Raw genomic sequence first — 12,218 nt, 5'->3', positions numbered from 1 at the left:
GGTGTCGCCGATCGCATGATTCGGGCGGTTCGCCTACGCTGGTCGGCGTGATGAGAGCGGTGGGCGCGGTGGCGGGGATCGCCCTGATCGGGGCGGCGATCGCGGGCTGCGGCGGCTCGTCGAATCAGCAGGCGGCCCCGGCGACGACCACATCCAAGGCGGCGGTGATGCCGGCACCGAACACCATCGGACTGTGCGGCGGGGTGGCCGATGCCGATGTCGGCCAGGCGACCGGGCTCAATGGGCTGCAGCGAGTGGCGGTGAATCCGCTGGGATGCGCGTGGCAGCGGCCCGCGGGCGGTGACTACGCGGTGGTATTCCACTGGTTCCGGGGCAGTCCGCTCGCGGACCGCCGGACCCGGATCACCGACGCGCGCCCGTCCGACGTTCAGGTGGCCGGGCAATCCGGCATCGAATGGCAGGGGCCGCAGTCGTGCGAGGTGGCACTTCCGTTCGGGGACAGCGATTTCATCGATTGGTCCGAGCGGGCCGCGATCACCGAGACCGCCAAGGAGCCCTGCAAGGGACTGGAACAGCTGGCGGCGTCCACTCTGACGAAGGCTGGGCAGGGGTAATGCGTAGGGCTCGAACACGAATCGCCTTGGCGGCCTTACTGATCGCCGCACTCTCGGGGTGCTCGCAGGGCCCGAAGGAATCACCCGTGCGCGCCGCCGACGCCCCGAACCTGCTGGCCGGCTGCGGCCCGCTGGAGGATCAGAAGATCGCGAGCAACCTGCACGTCTCGGGCATCGAGCAGCAGAGCGCCCCCACCATCTGCAACTGGACCGCCACCAGTCCGAACGGCGGTGCGGTCGACATCACCTACGCCTGGCTGGAGAACGACACCTTGAGCCGTGAGGTCCAGATCGCTGACCAATTCGGTTATCAGGTCGAGCGTTTGGTGATCAAGCACTTCGGCGGCATGTACTGGCGTGACCCGAAGGATCCGAGCACCTGCGCCGTGACCACTTCCGACACCGGCACTGTCACCTGGTGGGTCCAGAACCGCGACCACGCGGCGCAACCGGACCCGTGCGCGGGGGCCATGACTCTCATGCAGGCCACCCTCTCGGTAGACGGTGTGTGACCGTCCCGAACCTGCTGCCGGACAAGAAGACAGCGGCGGCGATGGTCGAGACACTCACCGCCGCAACGTGTTTCACCGATGCAATCGGACCCGCCCGCTAGACGGCAGGCGCCGCGTCGGCGGGAGCCGGGGTGGAGTCGGGCGCGGACAGGCGCTGGGCAAGGCCGATGCCGACCGCGATGGCGGCGGGTACGCCGGTCAGCACCAGACCGGCCGCCGCACCCAGCGGAATGCCGATGGCGGCGCCCGTGAGGCAGCCCGCGATGCCGGTCGGCACCGACATGACCGTGACGCCGGCGATGGCGCCGCCCGCGGCGCCAATGGCGCAACCGGCCGCGCCGCCGATGAGGGTGCCGATCAGGGTGCCCACCGAGGTGGCCAGACCGAACTGGTTGACCGCTGCGGAGAACGCGGCATCCTGGTCAGCCTGGCTCGCGACGGTCTTCAGCCCCGGCGCGGGCAGGCCCGGGGCGGGGACGGCGGCCAGGGTGTACGCGGTGATTTTCCTCATTGGCGAACCTCCGAAATTCTGGGTGGATGATTTCGAATGAGGGTGAAAAGGCCAGCACGTATTACACGGCCGCGTAATGGGGATACGCATCGTGCGTGGTGTGGTGAAAGGTCAGAGTCGTGTGGCGTGTTTTCACCCGCAAACGGGTGAGTGGAACCGATCACTCGGATACGGACTATCGCCGGGGGTCATGGGTCGTCCTCACCTCCTTGCGGCCGGAGCGCACGAGGGCGCTGACCAGGGTGCACACGAGGAGTCGCCACGCCAGCAGGCCGGAGGGCGAGCACCCCTCTCGTCAGAGCTTCGGCACTGCACGACGTATCCCCAATGAAAGGCCTTGGGAAGCCACTTCGGGTGACCCCTTAATCCGGGGAAACCTGTCCTAACCCTGGGCGTCTCTCGACGTCGTCGGATCAGTGGCCTGTGTTCGTACAGGAGCCTCGCCTAGCGAGGTGCTGATTGACGCCGCAAAGTCTGGCAGTAGAGGATTGATTCGTCAATTCGGACATGCAATGTTCGCCCGTGGCCGCCGGAATTCCGGGTCGCCGAGTCAGGAGCGCATATGACCGAACCCACAGTATCGTCGAAGCCGGAATCGGTTGCGACGGTGCATCTGTCGCAGTTGCTGAAGGCGCCGGTGATCGCCGCGTCGGGGGAGACCATCGGCCGGGTGGACGACCTCATCGTGCGCCTGCCGGGTGGCGACGCCTATCCGCCGGTGATGGGCGTGGTCGTCGGGATGGGTGGGCGCGATGTGTTCGTCTCCGCCGAACGTATCCGGCTGTTCGAAGCCGATCGCATCGTCCTCTCGGTCAACAAGGTCGACCTGCGGTCCTTCGAGCGGCGTGCGGGTGAGGTGCTGCTGCGCGCGGACATCCTGGGTCACCGGCTGATCGATGTGGAGGCGGTGGAGCTGGTGCGCGCCTACGATGTCGAGCTCGATCGGGTCGGTGTGCCCGACGACTCCGGTTCGGGCTGGGTGCTGGCGCGACTGGACACTCGCCGCCCAGCGCGCCTTTTCGGGCTGATCAAGTCCGGCGGCGGTCACGCCTCCCGGGATTGGAAGGCGTTCGAGCCGCTGATCGGCCACGAGCAGTCGCTGACCCTGCGGCTCAGCAGCCGGTTGCGCGGGCTCAAGCCCGCTGAGATCGCCGACCTGCTGGAGGACGCGGACAAGCACGAGCAGGACGAGATCCTGGATCAAGTGCACGACGACCCTGAACTGGAGGCGGATGTCTTCGAGGAGCTCGACTCCGACAAGTCCAGCCGCCTGCTCAACGACATGTCCGATGCGGAAGTCGCAGCGCTGCTCGGGCGCATGCGCGCCGACGACGCGGCCGACTCCGTCATCGAGCTCAAGCAATCGCGCCGCCGGCGTGTGCTCGATCTGATGCCGCCCGGGCAGCGCGTCAAGGTCGTCACGCTGATGGGGTTCAATCCCGACAGCGCCGGTGGGCTGATGAACGTCGACTTCGTCTCGTGTCCGCTGGACGCTACGGCGGCACAGGCGCTTTCGGTGGTCTCCGCCGCGCACGCAGTGCAGCCGGAGGCCCTGCTGAAGGTGCACGTACTCGACTCCGGCCGGCTGGTGGGCGTGGTCTCGGTGATCGCGCTGCTGCAGGCCGACCCGGCGACGCCGGTCGCCGACCTGATGGACGACGATCCGGTGCGGGTCGCGCCCGACACCGATATCACCGACATCGCCCTGTTGATGGCCGATTACAACCTGTACGCCGTGCCGGTGGTGGACGACGCGGATCGGGTGCTCGGCGTGGTCACCGTCGACGATGTGCTCGAGGATGTCATTCCCGAGGACTGGCGGCGTCGTGAACCCGCGCCCCGGCCGGCCCGGCCGGTCACGACCGGATCCGGCGACGACTCGGACGGCGCGGCACGGCCATGACCAATGCCGAGGAAAACCGTTCCGCGAATCGTCGGTCGGCCGTGCTGGATTCGGCGCACCTGGGCGATATCGAGGGCGCGCTCGGCAAGATCAAGATCGGTGACATCGAGCATTCGCGCACGTTCAAGACCCGGATGCTGACGCTGCTGGCCATTATCGGCCCCGGGCTGATCGTCATGGTCGGTGACAACGACGCCGGTGGTGTCGCCACCTATGCGCAGGCGGGGCAGAACTACGGCTACAGCCTGCTGTGGGTGCTGCTGCTGTTGATCCCGGTACTGATCGTCAACCAGGAGATGGTGGTTCGCCTGGGCGCGGTCACCGGCGTCGGGCATGCGCGGCTCATCAACGAGCGCTTCGGCCGCGGCTGGGGCTGGTTCTCGGTGGGCGATCTCTTCGTTCTGAATTTTCTCACCATCGTGACCGAGTTCATCGGTGTCAGCCTGGCCGCGGAGTATTTCGGCATCTCGAAGTACGTCGTGGTGCCGGTGGCGGCCGCGGCGCTGGTGGCGATCATGGCCACCGGCAGCTTCCGGCGGTGGGAACGGGCGATGTTCGTCTTCATCCTGATCACCCTGCTGCAGATTCCGATGCTGTTGCTGTCGCATCCAGACTGGGGCCGCGCCGCAAAGGATTTCGTGGTGCCCGGTGTCGAGGGCAGCTGGACCTCCGACGCGGTGCTGCTGATCATCGCCATCGTCGGCACCACTGTCGCACCGTGGCAGCTGTTCTTCCAGCAGTCCAATATCGTCGACAAGCGCATCACCCCGCGGTTCATCGGCTACGAGCGGGCCGACACCACCCTGGGCGCGTTCGTCGTGGTGACCGGTGCGGCCGCGCTCATGATGACCGCCGACTACGCCGCGCGCGCCAATGACGCGGTCGGGAAGTTCATCGACGCGGGCGAGATCGCGCACCTGCTGGGCCAGGTCCACCACCTGCTGGGGTCGGTCTTCGCCATCGTGCTGCTGGACGCGTCGATCATCGGCGCGGCGGCGGTCACCCTGGCCACCAGCTACGCCTTCGGCGATGTGTTCGGCATCAAGCACTCGCTGCACCGCGGGTTCAAGGACGCCAGGCAGTTCTATCTGTCCTATATCGCGATGGTGGTGCTCGCCGCGGGCATCGTGCTGATTCCGGGTGCGCCCCTGGGGCTGATCACCACCGCCGTGCAGGCCCTGGCCGGGCTGCTGCTGCCCAGCGCCAGCGTGTTCCTGCTGCTGCTGTGCAACGACCCGCAGGTGCTCGGGCCGTGGGTGAATCGCACCTGGCTGAACATCGTGGCGGCGATCATCGTCGGCGTGCTGCTGTTGCTGTCGGGAATCCTCATGGCCACCACGCTGTTCCCGGACCTGGATGTGGTCGCCACGGCCGGATACCTGGCGGTGGCGCTGGTGCTCCTGGTCGTGATCGCGGTGGTGGCGCTGAGGTTCACGCAGCGCGGGGCGCCCGCGCCCACGCCGCGGCCCCGCTTCGAGGCGTCCGCGAAGGACACCTGGCGGATGCCGCCGCTGACGCTGCTGGAACCGGTGACCTGGTCGGCCGGTACCCGGCTGGGCATGATCGCCCTGCGCGCCTATCTGGTCGTCGGCGCGATTCTGCTGCTGGTCAAGGCGATTCAGCTGGGGCGGGGCTGACGGCCGAAGGGCGCGGCCGAGTTCAGTGCTCGAGGAAGGTGGCGACGATGTTCCAGAACATGTTCGGGTCCACGCTGTTGAAATCCCAGCTCTCGGTGAGGCTGTGCGTGATGCTGACGATGCTCGGGATGTCGAAGTCGTGCCGGGTGGCGGTGCCCTTGGCCTCCACGGCGGTGACGACGTAGGCGGTGGCGGTTTCTGCGGTGTGGGGCACGAGGAAGCTCCAATCGAGGACCGGGACCGGATAGGGACACGTGGCCGTGGACAGCGTCGGCCACAACCACGCATCGCAAACGCCGTGGCGAGCCTCGCGGCGGGCACGTCGTGGCGTTTCCGTCCAGTTTCATTTCCGCCCGCATCGCGCGGGAGTTCCGAAGACGCCAAACCGGGCCGGTACACGCCAACCTTGCTGTGTGGTTGCCGGAATACCGTACGGTAGGTGCGATTTCGGCCTGCGCGCGGGGTCCATCTTTCAGGAATCGTCGCGATCGCGCCAGCGATGTACGGCGCGCCGCAGGCTGGCCGGATCCGCGTATCCCAGGAATTCCGCCTGCTGAGCGCGTGGAAGGTGTTCGGCCCGTTGCAATCTGCGGCGCCGCGCCCTGTCCACCTCCCGGCGCCAGGTGGTTCCGGCCTCGGTCAGGCGGCGTTGTAGTGATCTTGGTGAGGTCAGCAGACGCCGCGCTACCACTTCCAGTGTCGCCGTGCCCTCGTCGAGAGCGCCGTCGAGGACGTCGCCGAGCCGTTCCAGCCAGGTGACGCCGGACTCGGGAGTGGCCGGCAGCGTGGCCGCGTAGGACAGCAGCACGGCCGTCAACTCGGGATCGGCCGACTTCATGGGTAGCGCCAGATCCGCGGCCCGCAGCGTCAGGGAGTCGACCAGACTCCCGAAATCGATTGCGCGAGTGCCGAACAGCTCGGTGACAGCGGCGAGGTCGACCGGCGCGGGCTGCCGGAAGGTCACCCGCGCGGGCACGATCGGGTAGCGGGTGGCCGCCCGGCCCCGGCCCACGAGGAGCGCGAAAGCCGCCTGCACCAACAGTTCCCGCCCGCGGCAGTCCTCCACCCCGGACAGCACCTCGTAGCAGACCTCGTGTTCGGTGCGATGCGTGATCCGGAAGTTGTAACTCGTTGTCAGACTGCCGGTGTGGCGCACGCAGGCGTCCAGTGCCGCGCCCAGGGTCTCCGCCGACAGGAACAGATACTCCAGCAGACCGAATTCGCCGGTCGCACTGTCCTCGGCCACGCGCAGGGCGATATCCGGGTCACCGGTTTCCTGTTCGAGCAGCTCCCACACCCGCAGGCAGTACCGGGACGACACCCGGGTCCCCTCGCCGCCCTCGCGCCAGGCGGGGACCCCGGCCAGCCGGGCGATCCGCTCCGGGTCGAGCCCCGCCCGGGCCGCCCGCTCCAGTGCGAACCGGGCCATCAGAATGCTGTCGTGAGAGTCGGATCGAGTAGTCACGGCCGCCCATCACCACGCCGCCCGGCGGCGCGCGCTCGCCAGCTCCCGGCTCCAACTGGTTCCGGCCGCGGCCAGTCGCCGCTGCAGGGTGCGCGGGCTGGTATCCAGCCGCCGGGCCGTGCCGTGGATCGACGCCGTGTCCAGCGACGGTAGTGAATCGAGCTCGGCGGCAAGCAGATCGGCCCAGGCGCGCGCGGGCGGGGTGGATAGGGTCGCCACCGTGGCGGCCCGGCGTAGCACGGCCGCCAGCCCCGGATCGGCGGTGAACTGCCGCCGGTCCAGGTCCGCATGGTGCAGCGTGAGCGTGTCGGCCTCGGCGCCGAAATCGATTGCGGCCGTGCCGAAGAACTCGGTATACGGTGCGTGATGGCGCGGCGCGCGTTCCCGCAGGGTCACCGCGACCGGCGCGATCCGCGTCCGGGCACCGAGCCGCGCGCGACCGGTCAGGAAGGCGAAGCTCGCCTGCACCGCGACCTCCGTGCCCCGGCCCTCCCCGGCCGGCTCCGCCGCGAAGGTGACGTGCCGGTCGTCCTCGCCGACCACGGCCAGGCGCCGCGTGGTCGACAGCGCGGATCCGAATTCCCCTGCGGCCCTCAACCCTTCGCCCACAGTCGACGCCGTGGCGAGCAGATAATCCATCATCCCCAGTTCCCCCATTCCGTACCGTTCGGCCGCCCGCAGTCCCACGTGCGGCAATTCCGCCCTGCGCTCGAACAATTCCCACAATCGCGGATAGCACTGCCCCGGAATGCTTCCCGGTGGCCCGTCCAGCGCGCCGGCCCCGATTCCCGCCGCCCGCGCCAATTCCACCGGATCCAGCCCCGCCGCCCGGGCTCGCGTCAGCACGAACCGGGCCAGCAGCACACTGTCCGAGGTGGTCATGATCGCTGCTCCATTCGCCCGGCCACACCGCCTCGCCCGCGCCACCTCGGGTCACCTCGCCGGAGTGGGCACCCCCTGGAACTTCGGCGAATCATGGCGTATCGCCGTCGTGTCCGGCGGCCCAGCCGGATTCGAGATCTTCGAGGTGGCGTTTGCGGGCGCGGTCGACCTCGAGGCGCCAGGTGGTGCCGGATTCGGCGAGGCGGCGCTGGAGGGTGCGCGGGCTGGTGTAGAGACGGCGCGCGACCTGGTCCAGCAGCGCGTCGGTGCCGTCGAGGACCTCGGCCAGCACCGCCCCCACCCGGTCCGGCCACTCGGTGGCGCGCGGCGGCGGGGGCGGCATGGTGGCGGCGTGGCGGCGCAATACCGCTGCCAGCAACGGGTCCGCCGTGATCTGGGCCAGCTCGAAGTCCGCGTTGCGGAAGGTGATCCGGTCGACCGGAGCGCCGAAATCCAGCCGCGCCGTGCCGAACTGCTCGGAGAAGGCGTCGAGGCGGCGGGGCGCGCGCTCGCGCAGCCGGATGCGCACCGGATCCATCGGGCGGCCGGTCGTCTGGCGCATGCGCGAGATCAGGGAGGCCAGCGCCATCTGTACCGATAGGTCGCGGGCGCGGCCCTCGGTATTGACGGTGTAGATGTCGAAGGTGGACTCGGTCTCGGTCTGCGCGCCGGGCTCGACGCGGTAGTTGGTGGAGATCGCCCCCACGAACGGGCCCATCACGCCGAAACCCGCGCCGACGGTCTCGGCCGTCGAGATCAGATAGTCGATCAGCCCGAATTCCCCGAGCCGGTAACTGCCGGTGGCCCGCAGGGTGACCTCCGGGTCGTCCAGCTCGTACTCCAGCAGCTCCCACAGCCGCGGGAAGTAGTCACTGGACACCCGGGCATCGCCGTCCTCCAGCAGCCAGCCCGGCATGCCGGCCTCGCGGGCGAGGCGGGCCGGGTCCAGGCCCGCGGCCGCGGCGCGCGACAGGACGAAACGTGGCAGCAGCACGGAGTCGGAGGTGTGCATCAGCCAATGGTGCGGGGAATTCGAGGCCGGAAACCGCGAATTCGCCGAACTGTGAGACAACCCGCTCGTCCCCGATTTCGTGTGGGTCCGGGCGAGCGGGTGTCGCTCCCTGGTCTTTCCGCGGGTCAGGCGCGGAGGAAGGTGGCCGCTATGCCCCAGAACCGGCGGCGGTCGACCGCCTGGAAATCCCATGTCTGCGTGATGCTGTGCGTCGTGCTGACGATCCCGGGGATATCGAAGTCCTCCCGGGTCGCCGTCCCCTTGGCCTCCAGGGCGGCGATGACGTAGGCGGTCGCGGATTCCACGGTGTGGGGCATGGGAGCTCCGGTCTGTCGTAGGGGCATGGGGCGGTGCGGTTTCAGCGGATGGTGTCGCTCAGTACTTCCTCGTAGCGGTACTCGGTGGGGATGGTCGCGCGGGCCGCGTGCGCCTGCTCCTCGCGATGGCGCAGATCGACGCGGCGGATCTTGCCGGAAATCGTCTTCGGTAGCTCGGTGAACTCCAGCCGGCGGACACGCAGGTAGGGCGCCAGGTGATCGCGGGCGTATTCCAGGATGGCGCGGGCGGTTTCACGGTTCGGCTCCCATCCTGCAGCCAGTGCCACATATGCCTTGGGCACCGCGAGCCGCGTGTCATCCGGCTGCGGCACCACGGCCGCCTCCACCACGGCCGGATGCTCGATGAGCACGCTCTCCAGCTCGAAGGGGGACACCTTGTAGTCGGAGGACTTGAAAACGTCGTCGGTGCGCCCGATATAGGTGATGTATCCGTCCGCGTCTCGCACGGCCACATCGCCGGTATGGTAGTAGCCGCCGTCCATGACCGCGGCATTACGCTCCGGATCGCCGAGATAGCCGGTCATCAGATTGACCGGCGCCGCAGCCAGATCCAGGCAGATCTCACCCTCCTCGGCGCGCTGCCCGGTGATCGGATCCACCAGCACGACCGGCACGCCCGGCGCGGGCCGCCCCATGGAGCCGGGCTTGAGCGGCTGCCCGGGCGTATTGCCCACCTGCAGGGTGGTTTCCGTCTGGCCGAAGCCGTCGCGGATGACCAGGCCCCACGCCTTCTCGACCTGCGCGATGACATCGGGGTTCAAGGGCTCACCCGCGCCGAGGATTTCGCGCAGCCCGGCCGGACGCTCGCCCAGATCGGCCTGGATCAGCATGCGCCACACCGTGGGTGGCGCGCAGAACGTGTTCACTTCGGCCCGGCGCAGCTGCGCCAGCAGGGCCGCGGCGTCGAAACGCGCGTAGTTGTAGACGAATACGGTCGCCTCGGCCAGCCACGGCGCGAAGAAGCAGCTCCAGGCATGCTTGGCCCAGCCGGGCGCACTGATGGCCAGGTGCACGTCGCCGGGGCGGACACCGATCCAGTACATGGTGCTCAAGTGACCGACCGGGTAGCTGATCTGGGAGTGCTGCACCATCTTCGGCTTGCTGGTGGTGCCGGAGGTGAAGTACACCAGCAGCGGATCGGTCACCTCGGTGACGGCCCGGAACGGCCCGGCCGATTCGACGGACGCCGCTTCGGCGTAGTCGCGCCAGCCAGACACCGGCTCGCCCACCACGATTCGCGTGTAGTCGCCCGGCACCTCGTCGAACTTGCCCGTATCGCCGTGATTGGCGATGACGAAACGCGCTCCGCCGCGCTCGATCCGGTCGCTCAGATCGGCCGGGCCCAGCGCCCCGGTGGTGGGCATGATGACCGCGCCCAGCTTGGCCACCGCCAGCATGGCCTCCCACAGCTCGGCCTGATTGCCGAGCATGAGCACGACGCGGTCGCCCTTGCCGACGCCCAGCCCGGCCAGCCAGGTGGCCACCCGGTCCGAGCGCTCGGCCATCTCGGCGAAGCTGATCCGCTGTTCGGAGCCGTCCTCCTCGACGATCCACAGCGCGGGCCGGTCGTTGCCGCGGGCGATGTGGTCGAACCAGTCTGTGGCCCAGTTGAATTCGCCGGTCAGCCGTGGCCATTCGAACTCGCGCAGAGCCGCGTCGTAGTCCGTCGACACGGCCAGTAGTCCGTCGCGGGCGGCGCGGTAGGCCTCGGTGTTCGTCATGCGTTCTCCTCGGTCAGGCCGAGCAGTCGCGCGCCGATCTCGCGCATCTCGACCTTGCGGATCTTGCCGGTCACGGTCATCGGGAACTCGTCGACGACGTGCACATAGCGGGGGATCTTGTAGTGGGCGAGCTTGCCGGCGCAGTACTCACGCAGACTCTCGGCGGTCAAAGGCGGTGTACCCGGACGCATCCGGATCCACGCCATCAATTCCTCGCCATATTTGACGTCGGGCACGCCGATCACCTGGGCGTCGACGATGTCGGGATGGGTGTAGAGGAATTCCTCGATCTCGCGCGGGTAGATGTTCTCGCCGCCGCGGATGACCATGTCCTTGATGCGGCCGGTGATGGCCACGTAGCCCTCGTCGTCCATGGTGGCCAGGTCGCCGGTGTGCATCCAGCGCGCGGCGTCGATGGCCTCGGCGGTCTTCTCCGGTTCGCCCCAGTAGCCGAGCATCACCGAGTAGCCGCGGGTGCACAGTTCGCCGGCCGCGCCGCGCGGCACGGTCACCCCGGTCACCGGGTCCACGATCTTCACCTCGATGTGCGGCCCGGCCCGGCCGACCGTCGCGGTGCGCTGCACCAGCGAATCGTCGCCGCGGGTCTGGGTGGAGACCGGGCTGGTTTCCGTCATGCCGTAGCAGATGCTCACCTCGCGCATGCCCATGCGCTCGATGACCTGCTTCATCACCTCCACCGGGCACGGCGATCCGGCCATGATGCCGGTGCGCAGCGAGGACAGGTCGTAGGTGTCGAACTCCGGATCGGCCAGTTCCGCGATGAACATGGTCGGCACCCCGTACAGGGAGGTACAGCGTTCGGCCGCAACGGCTTCCAGGGTGGCGCGCGGGTCGAAGGCCGGGGCCGGGATGATCATGGCCGCGCCGTGCGTGGTGGCGGCCAGATTCCCCATGACCATGCCGAAGCAGTGGTAGAACGGCACCGGAATGCAGATCCGGTCCTGCTCGGTGTAGCCGCACAGCTCGCCCACGAAATAGCCGTTGTTGAGGATATTGTGGTGGCTGAGGGTCGCGCCCTTGGGGAAACCCGTTGTGCCGGACGTGTATTGGATATTGATCGGATCGTCGGTGGACAGCGCCGACTGCGCCGCGGCCAGCAGATCCGGACTCGCGGCCCGGCCGCTGGTGAACAGACTCTGCCATTCGAGGCTGTCCAGCAGCACCACCTGCTCGAGCTCCGGGCACTCCGGGCGCACCTCGGTGATCATGGCCGCGTAGTCGGAGGTCTTGAACGATGGTGCCGCGACCAGCATCCGAATTCCGGCCTGGCGCAGCACGTAGCGCAGTTCGTGCGCCCGATACGCCGGATTGATATTGACCAGGATCGCGCCGACCTTGGCGGTGGCGTACTGGATCAGCGTCCACTGCGGGCAGTTCGGCGCCCAGATGCCGACCCGGTCGCCCTTGCCGATGCCGGCCGCCAGCAGGCCCAGCGCCAGCGTGTCGACCTCGGCGTTGAATTCGCGGTAGGTCCAGCGGATACCGGTGGTGTAGTCGATGAGGGCCTCGCGGTCCGGATGCGCGGCCGCGGTCCGGTCCAGGTTGGCGCCGATGGTCTCGCCCAGCAGGGGAGCGTCCCAGACTCCGAAGGTGTAGCTCGTGCTCTCGCTCACACCAGTAGGATCTACGTCACACTCACCC

12 protein-coding genes and 1 riboswitch are annotated in these 12,218 nt (G+C 68.4%); of the genes, 4 read left to right on the top strand and 8 right to left on the bottom strand.

Annotated features, from left to right (window positions below; all coding sequences use genetic code 11):
• Window positions 1–50 precede the first annotated feature (50 nt).
• Together ACFXHE_RS02680 and ACFXHE_RS02675 are read left to right on the top strand one after the other, a co-directional pair.
• A complete protein-coding gene (locus tag ACFXHE_RS02680; protein WP_379380356.1) occupies window positions 51–575 on the top strand; it encodes a DUF3558 family protein in 525 nt (174 codons plus the stop codon).
• Window positions 575–1,087: a DUF3558 domain-containing protein gene (locus tag ACFXHE_RS02675; protein ID WP_379379096.1), complete on the top strand. Its 513-nt coding sequence runs from the start codon at window positions 575–577 to the stop codon at window positions 1,085–1,087. The genes ACFXHE_RS02680 and ACFXHE_RS02675 overlap by 1 nt, the downstream gene beginning before the upstream one ends.
• 97 nt (window positions 1,088–1,184) lie before the next feature.
• Here the strand turns inward: ACFXHE_RS02675 and ACFXHE_RS02670 are convergent, their stop codons facing one another.
• Entirely contained in the window at window positions 1,185–1,598 is a 414-nt protein-coding gene (locus ACFXHE_RS02670) for a hypothetical protein (protein ID WP_379379094.1), read from the bottom strand.
• A gap of 280 nt (window positions 1,599–1,878) precedes the next feature.
• Window positions 1,879–2,057, bottom strand: a riboswitch (M-box (ykoK) riboswitch).
• Between the two features lie 103 nt (window positions 2,058–2,160).
• Between ACFXHE_RS02670 and ACFXHE_RS02665 the strand changes: the two genes are divergently transcribed.
• The gene (locus ACFXHE_RS02665; RefSeq protein ID WP_379379093.1) at window positions 2,161–3,501 is read left to right on the top strand and encodes a magnesium transporter MgtE N-terminal domain-containing protein; all 1,341 of its coding nucleotides are present in this window, start codon (window positions 2,161–2,163) and stop codon (window positions 3,499–3,501) included.
• Window positions 3,498–5,138: an NRAMP family divalent metal transporter gene (locus ACFXHE_RS02660; protein ID WP_379379091.1), complete on the top strand. Its 1,641-nt coding sequence runs from the start codon at window positions 3,498–3,500 to the stop codon at window positions 5,136–5,138. Before ACFXHE_RS02665 ends, ACFXHE_RS02660 begins: the two co-directional genes overlap by 4 nt.
• Window positions 5,139–5,160: 22 nt before the next feature.
• On the opposite strand, the gene ACFXHE_RS02655 is transcribed toward ACFXHE_RS02660, so the two are convergent.
• The 7 genes from ACFXHE_RS02655 to ACFXHE_RS02625 all read right to left on the bottom strand — a co-directional run bounded on the left by ACFXHE_RS02655 (window position 5,161) and on the right by ACFXHE_RS02625 (window position 12,190).
• Complete coding sequence (locus ACFXHE_RS02655) at window positions 5,161–5,352, bottom strand: hypothetical protein (protein ID WP_354835950.1); 192 nt, start codon at window positions 5,350–5,352, stop codon at window positions 5,161–5,163.
• A 258-nt stretch (window positions 5,353–5,610) separates the two neighbouring features.
• Window positions 5,611–6,567, bottom strand: a complete 957-nt coding sequence (locus ACFXHE_RS02650) for an AraC family transcriptional regulator ligand-binding domain-containing protein (RefSeq protein WP_379379089.1) — start codon at window positions 6,565–6,567, stop codon at window positions 5,611–5,613.
• 45 nt (window positions 6,568–6,612) lie between these two features.
• Window positions 6,613–7,485: an AraC family transcriptional regulator ligand-binding domain-containing protein gene (locus tag ACFXHE_RS02645; RefSeq protein WP_379379087.1), complete on the bottom strand. Its 873-nt coding sequence runs from the start codon at window positions 7,483–7,485 to the stop codon at window positions 6,613–6,615.
• A 91-nt stretch (window positions 7,486–7,576) separates the two neighbouring features.
• Window positions 7,577–8,497 carry an AraC family transcriptional regulator ligand-binding domain-containing protein gene (locus ACFXHE_RS02640; protein WP_379379086.1) on the bottom strand — a complete coding sequence of 307 codons (921 nt, stop codon included), beginning with the start codon at window positions 8,495–8,497 and terminating at the stop codon, window positions 7,577–7,579.
• 125 nt (window positions 8,498–8,622) lie between these two features.
• The gene (locus ACFXHE_RS02635) at window positions 8,623–8,814 is read right to left on the bottom strand and encodes a hypothetical protein (protein WP_379379084.1); all 192 of its coding nucleotides are present in this window, start codon (window positions 8,812–8,814) and stop codon (window positions 8,623–8,625) included.
• A gap of 41 nt (window positions 8,815–8,855) precedes the next feature.
• Window positions 8,856–10,556 carry an AMP-binding protein gene (locus ACFXHE_RS02630; protein WP_379379082.1) on the bottom strand — a complete coding sequence of 567 codons (1,701 nt, stop codon included), beginning with the start codon at window positions 10,554–10,556 and terminating at the stop codon, window positions 8,856–8,858.
• Window positions 10,553–12,190: an AMP-binding protein gene (locus ACFXHE_RS02625; RefSeq protein WP_379379080.1), complete on the bottom strand. Its 1,638-nt coding sequence runs from the start codon at window positions 12,188–12,190 to the stop codon at window positions 10,553–10,555. Before ACFXHE_RS02625 ends, ACFXHE_RS02630 begins: the two co-directional genes overlap by 4 nt.
• Window positions 12,191–12,218 lie beyond the last annotated feature (28 nt).

Source organism: Nocardia sp. NPDC059229 (genome assembly GCF_042754165.1).
GTDB lineage: Bacteria > Actinomycetota > Actinomycetes > Mycobacteriales > Mycobacteriaceae > Nocardia.
Note: the sequence above shows the minus strand (reverse complement) of the source record. Positions and strands in the feature narration are given on the sequence as shown.

Bases quoted from the DNA above. Each gene is read 5' to 3' on its own strand.
- ACFXHE_RS02675 (WP_379379096.1), top strand. From the start codon at position 575: ATGCGTAGGGCTCGAACACGAATCGCCTTGGCGGCCTTACTGATCGCC.
- ACFXHE_RS02660 (WP_379379091.1), top strand. From the start codon at position 3,498: ATGACCAATGCCGAGGAAAACCGTTCCGCGAATCGTCGGTCGGCCGTG.
- ACFXHE_RS02630 (WP_379379082.1), bottom strand. From the start codon at position 10,556: ATGACGAACACCGAGGCCTACCGCGCCGCCCGCGACGGACTACTGGCC.
- ACFXHE_RS02640 (WP_379379086.1), bottom strand. From the start codon at position 8,497: ATGCACACCTCCGACTCCGTGCTGCTGCCACGTTTCGTCCTGTCGCGC.
- ACFXHE_RS02650 (WP_379379089.1), bottom strand. From the start codon at position 6,567: ATGGCCCGGTTCGCACTGGAGCGGGCGGCCCGGGCGGGGCTCGACCCG.
- ACFXHE_RS02645 (WP_379379087.1), bottom strand. From the start codon at position 7,485: ATGACCACCTCGGACAGTGTGCTGCTGGCCCGGTTCGTGCTGACGCGA.
- ACFXHE_RS02665 (WP_379379093.1), top strand. From the start codon at position 2,161: ATGACCGAACCCACAGTATCGTCGAAGCCGGAATCGGTTGCGACGGTG.
- ACFXHE_RS02680 (WP_379380356.1), top strand. From the start codon at position 51: ATGAGAGCGGTGGGCGCGGTGGCGGGGATCGCCCTGATCGGGGCGGCG.
- ACFXHE_RS02635 (WP_379379084.1), bottom strand. From the start codon at position 8,814: ATGCCCCACACCGTGGAATCCGCGACCGCCTACGTCATCGCCGCCCTG.
- ACFXHE_RS02670 (WP_379379094.1), bottom strand. From the start codon at position 1,598: ATGAGGAAAATCACCGCGTACACCCTGGCCGCCGTCCCCGCCCCGGGC.